Annotated in this window: 9 protein-coding genes and 1 tRNA gene; 2 read left to right on the plus strand and 8 right to left on the minus strand. The window is 63.5% G+C overall.

Going from position 1 to position 14,538, the window contains the following annotated elements:
* Positions 1-139 precede the first annotated feature (139 nt).
* From E1266_RS15155 to E1266_RS15165, 3 genes are read right to left on the minus strand one after another with little or no spacing between them, the layout of a single operon-like run.
* A complete protein-coding gene (locus E1266_RS15155; RefSeq protein ID WP_132047328.1) occupies positions 140-5,170 on the minus strand; it encodes an FtsK/SpoIIIE domain-containing protein in 5,031 nt (1,676 codons plus the stop codon).
* The gene (locus tag E1266_RS15160; protein ID WP_132047330.1) at positions 5,167-6,618 is read right to left on the minus strand and encodes a hypothetical protein; all 1,452 of its coding nucleotides are present in this window, start codon (positions 6,616-6,618) and stop codon (positions 5,167-5,169) included. The genes E1266_RS15155 and E1266_RS15160 overlap by 4 nt, the downstream gene beginning before the upstream one ends.
* Positions 6,618-8,450, minus strand: a complete 1,833-nt coding sequence (locus E1266_RS15165) for a hypothetical protein (protein WP_132047339.1) — start codon at positions 8,448-8,450, stop codon at positions 6,618-6,620. The genes E1266_RS15160 and E1266_RS15165 overlap by 1 nt, the downstream gene beginning before the upstream one ends.
* 499 nt (positions 8,451-8,949) lie before the next feature.
* On the opposite strand from E1266_RS15165, the gene E1266_RS15170 reads away from it, so the two are divergent.
* Both E1266_RS15170 and E1266_RS15175 read left to right on the plus strand, forming a co-directional pair.
* Positions 8,950-10,095 (plus strand): DNA cytosine methyltransferase, encoded by a 1,146-nt coding sequence (locus E1266_RS15170; protein WP_165966094.1) that lies wholly within the window; start codon positions 8,950-8,952, stop codon positions 10,093-10,095.
* A 325-nt stretch (positions 10,096-10,420) separates the two neighbouring features.
* Entirely contained in the window at positions 10,421-11,071 is a 651-nt protein-coding gene (locus E1266_RS15175; RefSeq protein ID WP_165966095.1) for a transposase, read from the plus strand.
* Here the strand turns inward: E1266_RS15175 and E1266_RS15180 are convergent.
* From E1266_RS15180 to E1266_RS39875, 5 genes are all read right to left on the minus strand, one after another.
* A complete protein-coding gene (locus E1266_RS15180) occupies positions 10,997-11,692 on the minus strand; it encodes a class I SAM-dependent methyltransferase (RefSeq protein ID WP_132047345.1) in 696 nt (231 codons plus the stop codon). The two genes, E1266_RS15175 and E1266_RS15180, sit on opposite strands and share 75 nt — an antisense overlap.
* A gap of 139 nt (positions 11,693-11,831) precedes the next feature.
* On the minus strand, positions 11,832-12,290 hold the full coding sequence (locus E1266_RS15185) for a hypothetical protein (protein ID WP_132047347.1): 459 nt from the start codon (positions 12,288-12,290) through the stop codon (positions 11,832-11,834).
* A gap of 170 nt (positions 12,291-12,460) precedes the next feature.
* Positions 12,461-13,723 carry a helix-turn-helix transcriptional regulator gene (locus E1266_RS15190; protein ID WP_132047349.1) on the minus strand — a complete coding sequence of 421 codons (1,263 nt, stop codon included), beginning with the start codon at positions 13,721-13,723 and terminating at the stop codon, positions 12,461-12,463.
* A gap of 333 nt (positions 13,724-14,056) precedes the next feature.
* Positions 14,057-14,130, minus strand: a tRNA-Pro gene (locus E1266_RS15195).
* 47 nt (positions 14,131-14,177) lie between these two features.
* Positions 14,178-14,538 (minus strand): class I SAM-dependent methyltransferase (locus E1266_RS39875; protein WP_207945660.1); only part of this gene is annotated, 361 nt, incomplete at its 5' end.

Below are 14,538 nucleotides of genomic sequence, written 5' to 3' on the forward strand. Positions count from 1 at the left end.
GCTTGAGCCTTAGTTGGACACGCACGAAGTGCTACTCCCCGGTGCGCAAGCTGGTACGTCTTGACTCAGTTTCACGAACAGGGTGCACAAGTATGTGGACTGGCACGGCGAGCGCGGCTTCGCTGCGTGAGTATGACGGTCAGCTCCCGTCGTAGGCAACCTGAATTCGTATGGTGCCCTTGGCTGTGTGCAGCATTGCGTCACCCTGGCCGGCCAGAGCCTCGGCTCCGGTCTCGTCCAGGATGATGCGACTATCGGTCGAAGTCTTGACCCGCAGGGCGAGTTGGGCCGGGAAGTTGGAGCGGATGGTCGTCGAGATTACGTCCGCGCTCGGGCGTTGCGTGGCAGCGATGACGTGAATTCCCGCAGCGCGGGCCTTCTGAGTAAGGCGCTTGAGCAGCGCCTCGATCTTCTTCTTCTCTTCGGGATCACTGGTGAGGTCGGCGTACTCGTCCAGGACGATGACGATCCAGGGCTTTCGGTCTGCTTTGTCGACCTTGGCGTTGTACTCCACGAGCTTGCGTGTGCGGTTCGCCTTCATGTCCTTGTAGCGCAGGGCCATTTCTTCGACAGTGTCCTCAAGAATCTCGATGGCGTCGGCGGCATCCATGCCGATCACGCCATCAAGGTGAGGATCGTCCTCAAAGTCGACAAGCTCAGTGCCCTTAGGATCGACGAGGCGGAGTCGCAGGGCGCTCTTGTCGTACCGGGCCAGACCCTTAAGAATCGTGTCCAGAGCGACGGACTTTCCTGATCCCGTAGTACCGGCCACCAGCAGGTGCGGCGAGTCCGCTGAGGAGAGATCGATGATGACAGGGTTGCCTTCGATGTCGGCGCCCAGCGGGGCGACGAGGTTCTCGGGATCGGCCGGACACTGCCGCCATAGTGCCTTGGCGTCGACCCCGTACTTCTCGTCGTCGATTTTGGGGACCTCGAAGAGCACGGAGCCGCGGTCGCTGCGGGTGCGGATGTTGAAGCCGGACGGCAGTGCCAGGGCCAGGAAGATCTCGTCGCGTCGGTTGGTTAGCTTTTCAACGGTTACCCCAGGGCTCGGGATGAACCGGAAGATGTAGAAGCCGGGTCCTTCCTGCCACTTGTCGACCTCCGGGGCGGTGACCGCGACCTTGTGACGGGCGAAGACGTCGACGACCTTGTTGTATCGAAGCCTCAGCTCCTCCTCGGAGAGCCCACCGCGGCGAGCCTTCAGAGGGGCAGGATCTACCTCTGCGGAAGGGTGACGCGCAATTACCGTTCTTGGCGCGGTTGTTGGAGCAGTCACCCCGACGACCTCGGCAGGTGACGTCGAGTCTTCCGGAGTAGGTAGTTCCGCGGCTATGCCTGCTGAGGGGCTCGTGAAGACAGTGTCGGGGTTGTCCACTGGCACACCGAGGGACCCTGAGACAACAAGGGGGTCGGCATTGGTGGGGACCAGGTTGGCGCGCAGGGCTCCGATGAGGTTCAGCAGCTCGTGCTTGTTCAGTCTCACCAGAGTGTGCTTGCCGAGGCTTCCAACCGCGGGGGCCGGTTGGTCGTCTTCGGCTGAGATGGCCACTGCAACGCCGACAACTTGGCCGAGCTGGACATCCTCGGAGCGCAAGGCGTCAAGGACCTTCGCCTCGACCTGATGGGGGTCGTCGTTACCGATCATGGTGCGAGCTGGAAGGTCTGCGGCCTGTAGGGCGTCTCCACGGCTCTGAGCGATCGCGGCGGCAAGCTCGTCCAGCCAGAAGGGACGGTCGTGGCGAGCCTCGCCGTCTGAGCGGAAGGCATCCCAGCACAAGTCGGTGGTGCGGGTGAGCTGTTCCTCGGCGGAACCTACGTCAAAGGTCTGGCGGAACTTGGACTCAGCGACCAGGACATCCAGGCGAACGGTGCCGTCCTCCTGGATAGTCAGCGCGAATCGGCCCAGATCAGCACGGGTCTTGTGTCCGCGGCCGAACCAGCGGTGGTGCTCGTCGAAGCTGATCCAAGTGACAAGGCCGGTGCCCTGAGGGGTGGGAAACTGCTGGTCGATGACAAACCGCGTGGCGACGAGGCCAACGACTTCGTTGACCGTGGTACCGATACCGAGGGAGCGCAGCACGGCACCGGGGGCCACGTTGCGGCCGACCTCGTATATCCGCTTAGCAGTGCCTTCGGAGTCCTGCAGGGTAACGACGCCGATCTGCTCCAAGCGGCGCCGCAGCCGCTGGACGACGAACTGCCGACCGGTTTGCGAGCTGACAATGAGGGTGTAGGACTCGTTCTTCCCCACGCGGGGCTTGACGAGGATGACGTCAGGGCGGTTGTGCAGGGCATCGATTTGCTCACGACCGATGAAGCTATCGAGAGTGACGACCCAGTGAGCCACGTGATGCAGAGTGGTGAACAGTTCCTGGTGCTGGTCGAACCGCACCTGCATCTCGAAGTAGTCGATGCCGTCGACACTCTCCCGGGAGACCGGGGAACGGCGGTCGTAGCGCACGCACAGGGTGGACCATGATTCAAGAGTCTCGTCGGCGGTCTCGGGCAGCAGCGCTCTCACGACGTTCTCGCTGGTCTGAGCCAGGTTGTGTGAAGCTGGGTGCTTCCAGGGGTTGAAGGAGCCCGACAGGGATTCCTTTTTGGTGCTCTCCTTGACACTGGTCTGGGTGCCGAACAGTGCCGGAGCTAGGGCGAGGTCGATGGTGTCTTCTAGGCCTGACAGGCCTGCTTCCTGGTCAGGCTCCCATGCTCGCAGGATGAGTTGGACGTCGGGCAGGAAGCTGTCCTCGGACATCTCTGCACCGGAGAACTGCAGGTCGAAACCCTGAATGATCTCGTGATGGGTGTCCTGGGGAGCCAGCACGATCAGATCGACCTTCAGGCGAGGGTTCTTGGCTCTTACCTGCTTGGCCACGCGCATGGGCAGGACAGGGTCGCCGTTGCGGTCCAGAAGTAGTACGCGTAGGCCGTCAAGCTTGTGGGGGTAGGTCGACAGATAGTCGGTGATGACACGGACCATCTCGTCGATCGCGGTTTCGTCAACGCTAGAGAGCCATTCCTTGGACTCGTTGCCGCCGAGACGCACTGGGGCATACTCCTCGTGGCCAGCCGATTCGCGCATCGGAATGGCGACCGTGCCGCCGGACCCGACAAGGACCGCCGGTGTCCCATGTGGGGAGATACGGTCGATGGCGTCGAAGAAAAGGTCCTCGTTCTCCTGATTGAGGCTCAGACCTCCCTCCTTGTTCAGGGCGGTCTTGATGCTGCCGGTGACCTCTGCGTAGTTCCTTGCCAGCCAGCGAAGCTTCAGCGGGTGGGTGGCCAGCATCATCATGCGGTGATCGGCCAGCCCGACGATATCGGTCAGTACTACGGCCTCGAGATCTGCGTTCGGAGCGTTGTCAGGAACCAGCGTGGCGCGGGCTTCGCGGAGTACGCCTTCCCACTCGCGTACGTAATCGTTGATGTTCTCAGCGTCAATCCCATCGGAGAACCGCTCGAAGTGGTCTCGCTTGAGGAGGTCCAGCTGACCGGCGAAATGTGATTCAGGGGCAGGCTCGTCTACCTGCCACTGTCGGGGGTCACTGAACTTCTCGAGGAAGGTGTCAAAGGTCAGATTGCTGGCATGGCCAGGGGAGGGGCGCAAGCCGTGGATGAGGGCCGCCACTGCGATCTGCCCGGGGATGCCCAGTGGGTCCCAGCGAAAACGCCGCTGCGCGGCGCCGTCCATTCCGACCAGGACGCGCAGTGGGGCCCACTCGATGTTCGGGTCAAACGGCTCGTCCTCCTCCGGCAAGGGCGGCCTGGTCAGGTCCAGCAGACAGTCCTTGACGTCCAGGGTCAGACGAAGTCCGGTGGAGTCCTGCACATCACGCAGGGTGCGGGCGTACAGGAAGGCGAAAAGCCAGCGACTCCACCGCCCGGCTTCCTGGCTGCCTTCGAGCCCGACGACGACGGAGCCTTCCTCTTCGTCGGAGAAGTAGGCCAGCTCGCGCAGCAGGGCACGCAGTGGGTCCTGGACGAACTGAGAGTCCGGGTAGGCAAGCTTCTCGACTTTGCGGCGCGACCGCTTGGACAACAGGTCGGCCAGCGGTTCGGCCCCACCGACGGGAGTCTCGTCAAGGAAGCGCTGTGCGGATTCCTGGTCTCCGCGGTCAAGCCCTTCTTCGATCACCATGGCGTCGAACTCGTCGACCCGCGTTGCGTCGGTCCTCTCGATCTCCTGCCGGACCTGCTGGCCTAGGCCGATCTTCTTGGACTTCTGCTCGAACACTTCAAGCCAGAGGGTCAGGTCCTGTTCGCGGCGGAGCTGACGAGTGTCCAGCGGGGTAGGACCAGTGCGATTGAGGTTGAGCACGAGGCTGCGCATGCGAATCTTGGCAGACTCGGAATCCATACCGATGTGGTCAAGGGACTCCGCGCTGAACTCGGTCGCGGTGATGCGGTCTATCAGGTCGTCCTCGGTGATCTCCTTGCCGGTGGGCTGTTTGAAGGCACTGACCGAGACGTTCTTCTTGATTCGAGCGGGCAGCGCGGCGGGCCTGATGAAGAGTCCTCGGTCTGGGAAGAGGTCAAGTGCGGGCAGGGCTGCGGAGATCTCGGAGTAGACCACGTCAGAGGTGTGGACCTGAGCAGCTGCCACCTTCTGCCCGGTTTCGACCAGGAAGGCCGCCCAACGGTGCAAGGAGCGAGGTTCTTCCTCGGTGATGGCACGCCAGATCTCCGGCAGAGAGGTGGCCACCAGGGCCGGAACAGTGCCGATGCCACCCGCTTCTCGCCATGCTTCTGCCATGAACCTGTCGAACCCGCGCTCGTCGGAGGCGTCGTGGTAGTCGCCCAGGATCGTGGCATCGTCAAGGGCGTTCATGGCCGCCAGCCCCTGTGCGTCAGGAGATTGCCCCCACTCGAAGAGCAACACTGCCGTACCCTGTCCCGAATTTCGCCACTTGGTCAGCTGGTCCTGCGGATCCAGCAGGTAATCAACAGGTACGCCTTCGATTGGCTCTGAGGTGCCGACCTTGACGACAACCTGAAGGCTCGGCGACTCCAACAGCCTCTTGGCCGTGTGACGGAGAGCCTCGGCCACGGTCGGCCGGTCGAACCCGTTGACTCGCAGGACGGCACGGGCTCCGCTGATCTCAGTGACCTTGCGGAGTGCTTCGTCGGCGACGAACCGACCGAGCGCTCGGATGCTGCTGTCGGTCACCGGGGCTCCCCTCGAATCATGCTGGTTGCATCTGAATATTGAGTGAGTAGACCGATAGCGGCGAGCTTCTCTCGGAACGCCTTGCCGTTGTGGTCAAGGAACGATGGGTCGACCTCGTGGGCCAACGGGCTTGAGGCTGCGACCTTGTTCTCTACGACGAGCCCGTACTTCTCGTACAGCAGCGTGCAGAACTGGTCGAACTCCGTCTCCGTGCCCTGCGGGACGGTGGCAGATACCAGACACTCAAGCATCGGGGGCTTCATGGTGAAGTGTCGGCGCCCGACCGTCGCGTTCAGGGCTCCCACAGCGGCGAGGGTTTCGCTAAAGAACGCTCGAGGCGAGGCAACCGCGCTGCCGGCCTCCTTCGCGAATCTTTCATAGCGGCGCTTCCTGACCTCGTCGCCTGCGACTTCGGCCTCGTGGATCATTTCCCGAGCCTGGACATTGATTGCGTTGACGATGTCATTGCGGAAGCCGGTGAGGTTCTTCTGCGACTCTCTGCGTAGCGGGGTTGCCTCGTTGCCGAAGTCCAACAGGATCGACTCGCGATCGCTAGCGTCGAGCTTCCGGCGTGCGAGTTGCAGCTGGTGGCGTGCCAAGCAGTAGGGAACCCAGTGCATGAGGCTTTCGGTGCGTTTGGCCCTCGGGACCGTCGCAGTCCGGGCGACGATGTTGCGAACCCCTTCCCGCAGCAGATCAGGCCACGGGCTGAGATCCTCGTGCAGCTTGATTCCTGTGTCTGAGCCCTCCACGGGCGCTTCGTCGTAGTCGAAGTCGTGCGCGCTGAGGGCCTTGGCGAGATTGCCCAACGGGGTGCCACTGTCCTGGACGAGGTTGCGCAGGCCCTGTCGGGTTGCTTCCTTGCGGTCGAGATTAGAGTCGCTGCGTAGAACCTTGTAGGCCCAGCTGCCACCATCGCGGAAGAGGTAGCGCTCGATACTCGGAGCTTTATATCCAGCATCGACCTTGCCGGCCTGCTTTTGCTTCTTTGCGCTCTTCTTGGAGGAGGCATCGGATCGCTTGATGCGGCGTTCGACCGCGTCGTAGTGGATGAGCTCACCGACGAACGGATAGATGTGCGCGCCGAACCAACTGGGCTGGCTACGACGTCCGGGAATCTCGACCAGCAGGGAAGAGAACAAGGCGTGGAGCGTTTCCATCGTCTCGGTGGAGTCCAGCTCGACGGCCTTGCCGAGCTCCTTGTTGCCCTCGACAATGTGGGCTTTGGTCGCGATCCGCCGGGCTAGGTCGTGCGAGGTCCTCTTGTAAGCTGGGTTGGTTCCGCTGTCCAGGAGCCCTGCGAACTTCGCCGGGTCTTCCTGATGCGCCAGGTAAACGCCGCGGGCGATCGCGAGCATCTCAAGCGGGATGTAAAAACCTCGGCCCTGTTGTTCGAGATTCACCCCGAAGAGGCGAAGGACGACCTCTGCCTTGGAACGATCGGCCATCACGCACGCACCGACCTGATCTTGTCGCCGACGTCGATCATGAGCTTTCTCATGACGTTGCCTACCAGTACCTGTATCTCGTCGTCCCTGTTTGAGGAGCTAGTCAGCTCCGCCAAGGATCCAGTCAGGCCGCGGATCTCTGCCTCGTGCTGGACTTCGCTGCGCAGGCCTGCGGCCCACCGTGTCAGCAACTCAAAGCGCAGAAGATCTGCTTCCACCGAGACTGCGTCCTGGTCAGAGTCGACGGCCGGGATACGGATGTAGATGGCTCGGTTGAGCCACTCGACGGCCTTGTGCATCTCGGGAGCGAGGCCCGACGTGCGGCCTTCCCTCTGCCACTGGGTGACCTGGTCGACGACCTCGACGCCCTTGCTGGGCACTCGCCGGGAGATCACGGCCGCTCGGGCGCGGTGGGTGAAGAAGGCAGGGTCAAGTATGGAGAAGTCAGGGTTGCTCCCCGCTCGGTGGATGCCCTGGACGGCCTCCAGACCCTTAAGGAAGCGATCTCGCACTCTGGTGTCTGCCAGATCCCGGTTCTTGTCCTGGACGCGGACGAAGTCGTCGCCGGCCTGCAGACCCATGCGGGCGAACCGGTCGGTGTTGTCCTCGCTGTTGAAGAAGTCGGCGCGTCGCAGGAACGTGTACAAGCCCCGCAACTGTTCGGCCTGCTTCTGGACGTCCCGATTCGTACGAACCCTCTGCAGGTAGCTGCTGGCGTCCGCGGGAGGGAAGTCGCCGGCCATGTCCGGGTCCAGCCGGTCGTCGACCTGGCGACGGGAGACCTTGCCCGGATCAAGCTTTCGTAGCGCGAAGAAGGCAGGAACCAAATGACGCTGTTGCTGGGTCAGCCGGTCACCGAAGAGCGCCTGGTGGTACAAGTGCGGAGCCTGCCACAACCTGTTCGAGCGCGATCGCTGGTACTTCGCATGGACGTTCTCGCAGGACAGGCCGCCAGTGAGCATGTAGCTGGTCACCGACAGCGCCTGACGGGTCGTGACTACGGCCCCAGTGCGCTCGGCCGCGGCGAACACGTCCCGGATTGCGGCCCGGCGCTGAGGCCCCCGCGTGGGATCGCTTAGATCGTTGCGGTTGGCCAAGATTGGGCAGACCTTCCGCGCATCACAGGTCTCGCAGGCCTTCCACCTTGACCATTGCGTCGTCGTCCACTGCTTCAGGACCCAAGGGATGAGCCCGTCGTTGTTGTCGGCCGCTACGGACTGGTAGTTGAGGTTGATGACGGTGACTGCGCGATCGGGGTCGCTGACCTGCCCGCGGACAATGCCTTCCGTGAGGGTCTCCACTAGAACCTTGGCGCGCCCGGTGCCGCCTTTGTCAAGGTTATTGTCTTCGGCAACGCACTTACGTAGTTGGCCCTCATTTGCGCAGACGACCGCGACGCCCTCGTCCGCAGGGTCAAGCAGCTCTACGAGCTTGTGAGCACCCGCCTGCAGGCTGAGCTCGCTGAGATCCCTGAGGATGAACAGCGGGCGCCCGCTACGGGTCCAGCCGATAGGGCGGCTTGCATCTCCGGCCGCGGACAGATCGTGGAAAACTGCCCTCTTGACATCTGGTGTTACCGTCTCGGCGTCGACCCGCAGCTTGGCCAGAAGGCTGGCGCACAGGCTTGTCTTGCCATGTCCGGCGTCCCCGGTGAGGACGATGGTCTTCGTCTTTGGACGCTCAATGGCGTCCAGCAGGTAGTCCAGCGTCACGACGGGGAACAGTGACTGCGTCCAGTCCGCCTGCAGCTCGTAGATCATCTCAGAGGTGTCGACGTCGAACGGCTGGTAACGACGTATCCGTTGGACGTGTTTGTTAACCTCAAGCGGCATGCTGCTGTCCTTCGTCGACTGGGCCGGGGGCGCTGCGAAGTCCTAACTGCCAACGCTTCTAACGGTAGATCAAATTTCACGATAGAGTGCGAAGTGCGCCTGATTCGCCCGCGCCCGACTAGGTCGGGGACCTTGAGCGATCTTTGATCGCCGTGCTTGGTGCTGGGGCCGCTCGATGCTGATTGCGATCGCGTTAAGGACCTGCGAGAGGTGGGCCATGTTGAAGCCGTGGTAGCGACGGCGTCGCATCTGATGGGCCGTTGACGAGCCCGTTTGGGTGCCCGTGATACCGGAAGGCGGACGTAGAACCGTTGTGATCGGCACGTCAGGCTCTTAGGTGCTGGTCTACCGCGCGCGCGCATCCTTGATCGAGTACGATGCCGCTCGTTCCACCGGTTCTACAAGCAAGTGCAGATGGGGGTCACACGTGGGTGAGCGGTACCCCTTGCGGGCCAAGCGGCGGCCGAAGTTCGAGGAGGGCGTCGGCTCCCTGCGAGTGGTGGACCTCTTCGCCGGCTGCGGTGGCCTCACCCTCGGTGCTGCTCAGGCAGCCCACAAACATGACGTCTCGCTCGATGTTCGTCTCGCAGTTGACTTCGAGGCAGCTCCCACCAAGGTCTTCAAGGCCAACTTTCCCAAGGCCCACGTCCAAGAAGGAACCGTCGAGTCCTACTTCGACGGTGACCTCGGCGCTTCGTTGACCATTCAGGAAGCCGAGACTCTATCCATGGTCGGCGAGGTCGGGCTCTTGATCGGGGGCCCCCCCTGTCAGGGGCACAGCAACCTCAACAACCACACTCGCCGCGATGATCCCAAGAACCGACTGTACCTGCGTATGGCTCGTGCCGCAGAGGTTCTGCGCCCCCATGCAGTCGTCATCGAGAACGTGCTGGCCGTTGTCAATGACAGGCAGCAGGTGGTCTCCCGCGCCATCGTTCATCTTAAGAAGCTTGGATACGATGTCGCCACCAGTCGTATCGACCTACTCAAGCTCGGGGTCGCCCAGACGCGCAAGCGTCACATACTGCTGGCCGTCCGCGAAGACGCGCTGCCTGCTGGGGTTTCGGCTGCAGACCTGCTGCAAATCGAAGACCACGACGCCACACCTCATGACCTGGATTGGGCGATCGGCGACCTGCTCAACGTCCGACCGAAGTCTTTCTTCGACGAAGCTGCCGTACCTAACGCTGAAAACCAGCGGCGTATGAAGTATCTCTTCGAGAATAACGTGCACAATTTGCCGAACGAAGAGCGCCCCGAGTGCCACCGGGGCAAGCACAATTACACCTCAATGTATGGTCGCTTGTGGTGGGGCCGTCCGGCTCAGACCATTACCAGTGGTTTCGCAACGATGGGGCGCGGACGCTTTGTCCACCCTGGTGTACCCCGATGTCTGACAGCCCACGAGGCCGCGCGTATCCAGGGCTTCCCGGACTATTTCAAATTCGTCGACGAGAGAGTTAGGCCTCGCTACGAGCTGACTCGCACTGAAGTTCAGGTCATCATCGGCAATGCCGTACCCCCGCCTCTGGCCGAGGCGCTGACCTCTAAGCTCTTCGACGCTGGCGTTCTGCAAGTGAAGGACGACGCTCCCCAGTTGCTTGAGGACGACTTCACTGCCCCCACTGTCGACCTCGCCTGCTGAGCCTGGGACGGGCGTATTTCGTCCGAGGGCATTTGGGGTAGGGCAAATGTCACTGGGGTCCAGCAACCCCTTCGTAAGATTGGCGGGCTTCTCCCGTTGCGCGCTCGGTGAACCTCCCTTGGCTGATCCTCGCATTGCGGTTAGTAGTTAGTGGTAATGCCAGGGTTCGACGGAGTGCAAATAACACGATCGCCTGCCTCGTCGGCGCTGTCCAGATGGACAGACGACGAGTGGACCGAGGGCCGCCGCATAGCAGATGAGCTTCCCCCGTAGCACGGACACCCGATCTGAGTTGAGTTTGATCAACTTGGGAAGGAAGTGTCTCGTGCCACCACCTTACCGGCCGGAGTTTCGGCGTCGCGCCGTCGAGCTGGCCCGGACCGGCGACAAGTCGGTCTCCGCGCTGGCCAAGAGCCTGGGCATCAGCCAGTCGTGCCTGAGCAACTGGATCCGTCAGGCAGCCATCGAAGAGGCCCACCTGGACGGCCTGAGCGCCGGCGAGAGGAAGGAGCTGGCCGAGCTGCGCCGAAAGGCCCGGCAACTGGAGCTGGAGAACGAGATCCTCAAGCGGACGGCGGCGCACTTTGCTCGCGAGAAACGTGCTCCCAAAATAAGGTACTCGCTGGCCCGCGAGCTTGCCGATAACGGTGTCCCCGTTGCGGTGGCCTGCCGAGTGCTGGGAGTCTCCCGATCCGGTTACACCGACTGGTTCGGCAGGCCTGCCTCGATCCGGGAGCAGCACAATACCGAACTGGTGAGAATAATCGAAGACCACGGAACGCAGTTCACGTCCTGGACGTTCGGGAAGCGACTCCAGGACGAGGGCCTCCTCGGCTCGATGGGCACGATCGGCGATTGCTGCGACAATGCCATTCCGTGGCCAGCGGGAGCCGAAAGAAGGTCAAGTCTCTTCCGATCTCCCACGAAGAAGAGATACCCCCTCCCCTTCGACTATAAGGGTGCCCACGTGCATTGAGCTTGGAGATGGCTCTATGTGGGACTTGACCTTCATGAAGCCGTGGTCTTGGAGGATGGTTGTCCAGGTGTCTGGTTCGTAGGACCAGCGGTAGAGCCAGACTTGGGGGCCGGTGAAGCCGGCGCCGTAGATGCCTTGGATGCCGTAGGAGCCAGGGACAGCGGGGGCGTGGGAGAAGACAAGCTTGCCGCCAGGGGTCAGGTGGTCATAGATGAGGGGTAGCAGGTCGTCGGGGTTGGTGAACCAGACCGCGCCCCAGATGGAGTAGATGGCATCCCAGCGCTGGTCTGTGGCGGTGAGGTAGTCGAGGACGTCGGCGTGTTCGAAGTGGGCCGAGGGAAGGTGGCCCCAGCGGCTCCTAGCACGCTGGCACTGGGTCTCGGAGATGTCGATCCCGGTCGCTGTGATGCCCTTGGTTGCCAGGGCCGCTACGGCGTCGCCTCGGCCTGAGCCGAGTTCTAGGGCGGTGAGCGGGTCGCCGAGCAGTTCGTCGCCTGGACCGTGGTCTGGGTACTGCGTCCAGCCGAAGGCGTTCTTGAGGGCCTCTTCTGGTTCCTCGTCTGTGATGCCCGCGGCGTAGTGGTCCCAGTAGCTAGTGCGGTCATTGACGCTGGTCGGCATGTGCGTGGGCCCCCGGTGAGTGGATTGTGGGACCCGTGCCACGGTAGCCGTGGAGCAGCAGCGGCACCTGCTGGTTCGCCTTCAATGCATGGCGAGGGGCCGGTGCCTCGGCGGCGCCGACCCCTCGGTGGGATGTGGATCAGTGGCAGTTGCTGCCGGGGTAGCAGGGGGTGCACTTGGCGAAGTCGGCCTCCCACAGGGGCCAGTCGATCGCGAACCCGTTGGCCTCGATGATATGGGCCGTCCGCTCGACCGAGCCATCGTGCTTGAACTCGATCGCCGGGATGTGCTCCAAGAAGCGGCCGAAGTGCCGGTCGCAGAACTCGCGGTAGTTGCGGGTGTCGAGAATGAATCCGTGGACGGCGATGTCGACCAGCGGGCCGCAGCCGATCTCCAGGTTCTCGCCCCACTTTTCCATTGCAGTGATGAGGTAGGCGACGGCCTGTCCGAACAGGCGCTCGGCCATCACGGTGTCGAAGGGGTGGTCGCGGACGAGGAGGGCGATCTGCCGCTCCCAGACCTGCGGGTCGATGAACGACTTGGGGTCTCTGGGCTTGGTGCCCGTCCGGCCGATGTCCTGGACGGTTCCGGTGGTCATGATGAGCCTCCTTGAGCCGGTGACCTGCCGTGGGTTCGGCGGTCTGGCTTCACTGTCGGCCGGTTGGAGCAATGTGAGGAGGCTGGCGTGCAGGTCATGGACGCGGTGTGCATGTTCTGCACGCCCTCTGGGACTCAGTCGGGTGTTCGGCTTACGGTCGAGGGTTGAGGTCAGGGGATGCTGCAGCGGGCGGCCAGGCCTCGGAGCTCTGGGGACGTCCGGCCGGAGACCAGGAGGCTGCTCACCAAGTCGCGGACGGCGGGGCGGGAGTGCGTTTCTTGAGGGGCCGCGTGCTCTGCGTGCAGGAGTGCCTGTAGGCACTGGTCGCGGCGTCCCCACATCCCGTAGGCGCGGGCGATGTCGGTGAAGTAGCGGGCTCGGCGTTCGAGTGTCGGCAGAGACCGGGGCGTGAGCTTACGGGCGGCTGCGATCGCGGCAGCGGGATCGCCTGCGGCGTACTCGGCGGAGATGAGGTGGAGTTGGACTGCGGTGGTGCTGAAGCCACCGCCGTGGTCGCGCAGGAGCACGCCTCTGCCGAGTTGCGCGGCGGTTGCGGCTGCTTGTTCTGTTAGCTGTCGCATACCGGAGCGGTCGCCGGCGTGGGCGGCGGTGTACGCGGCCGACATCACCAGTAGGCCGCGTTCGGCGGTAAGGGTGGGATCGCGGCCTTGCAGCATCTCGTCCTCAGCCATGCACAATGCGATCTGCGCCGCCTGGGTGAGCAAGCCTGCGCGGCGTGCCAGCACGGCGAGGTTGCGTGCTGCTTCGCCGGCCACCAGGGGGCTGCCGGACGCGGCGGCGAGGGTGCGGGCCCTGTCGGCGGCGATCCAGCCGAGTTGGTCGTCCAGCTTGATCATGATGCGGGTGACGAGGGTGTACGTCTCGGCGAGTACGGAGCTGGCCGCTTCTCCTGCAGAGTGTCCGCTGGAGATCAGGCGCGGTAGGGCGTTCGCGAGTCGGCCGTATTGGCAGTTGTCGTAGTCACGAATCGCCGCGTTGAGTGCCGGGCGGAGTTGCGGTGCCTGTATGGGGTGGCTGGGGCGGCCAGTGCCGAGCATCGCGTCGCGGATTCGAGCTAGTAGGCACTCACGCGGATCGGCTTCGGGGCCAGTCGCTGCCGCTACGGCGGCGCGAGCTGGGGCGCTGGCGGCGGCAGCGGTGACCGCAAGGCCGGTCAGCAGTTGGCGGCGCCGCACATCGTCCTCCGCGGGTGGGTGGATCGTCACCGTAGCGGTGATGCCCAGTGCGGTCGGGGTGATCTCTAGAACTTCGGCGAGGCGGCGGAGGGTGGCTACGTCGTCCAGCGCTTGGGCGCCTGTCTCCAGGCGGGAGATGGTGGAGCGGGAGCAGTGGAGGCGGTTGGCCAGGTCGCGTTGCGTCCAGCCGTGGGCGACGCGGGCGGAGCGTACGAGCAACCCGAGGCTCGGGCTCATGGCGGCCCCTGTGATGAGAGGAACGAGCTCGGGAGAGTTATGCCCGTCGGGGAACGCGACCTCAGCCAGGGTGAGGTGGCCGTGTTGGGTCGGCTACATCGCCGGGGTCATGTGGTGGAGGCGCTGCCAGCATCGCGAGCATGCGACCGGTTTGGGTGCTGGACGGACGGGCGCCGTTTGAACGTTGGGCGAGCGATGAAAATATCTGTCGGTGCTGGTCCGGGACGGACCGTGTCGGCGAGTGGGAGGTAAGTCTCGCGGACAAATGACGGACAAAAGATCTTGAGGCCGGTCTCCCTGGGGGAGATCCGGCCTCTGACCTGGCGTTATGTGTCGGGGTGGCGGGATTTGAACCCACGACCTCTTCGTCCCGAACGAAGCGCGCTGCCAAGCTGCGCTACACCCCGGTGGTGGCTGCCCGGGAGGTGTACGTTCTCCCGGCGCCTAGTACACCTTAGCGGATGCCGGGGGGTGGTGCGTCCCTCATTTTGCGGGCTGTGAAGGTGGTCACGGCGCCGGAGTGGGTGAGGGTGATGTCGGTCAGGGCGGCGTCCAGGAGCCAGGTGTGGAGGTCGGTGGGGGTGCCGGGGGAGCCGAAGATGCCCAGGCGTTGGAGGAGGGTGATCTGGGTGTCGTGGCGGCGGGAGGTGCCGCGGACGAGGGTTGTGCCTTGGAGGGTGCCGCCTGGGCGCAGGACTCGGGTCAGTTCGGCTATGGCGGCGGCGGGGTCTTTCAGGCAGTGGAGGCCGTTGTAGGTGACGCAGGCGTCGAAGGTGGAGGGCGCGAAGGGGAGGGCGTAGATGTCCGCTTGGAGG

The sequence above is a fragment of the Actinomadura sp. 7K534 genome (genome assembly GCF_004348575.1).
Lineage (GTDB): Bacteria > Actinomycetota > Actinomycetes > Streptosporangiales > Streptosporangiaceae > Spirillospora > Spirillospora livida.

Excerpts from the sequence above, each read along its gene's own strand:
- E1266_RS15160 (WP_132047330.1), bottom strand. The coding sequence starts at position 6,618 with ATGGCCGATCGTTCCAAGGCAGAGGTCGTCCTTCGCCTCTTCGGGGTG.
- E1266_RS15165 (WP_132047339.1), bottom strand. The coding sequence starts at position 8,450 with ATGCCGCTTGAGGTTAACAAACACGTCCAACGGATACGTCGTTACCAG.
- E1266_RS15180 (WP_132047345.1), bottom strand. The coding sequence starts at position 11,692 with ATGCCGACCAGCGTCAATGACCGCACTAGCTACTGGGACCACTACGCC.
- E1266_RS15185 (WP_132047347.1), bottom strand. The coding sequence starts at position 12,290 with ATGACCACCGGAACCGTCCAGGACATCGGCCGGACGGGCACCAAGCCC.
- E1266_RS15190 (WP_132047349.1), bottom strand. The coding sequence starts at position 13,723 with ATGAGCCCGAGCCTCGGGTTGCTCGTACGCTCCGCCCGCGTCGCCCAC.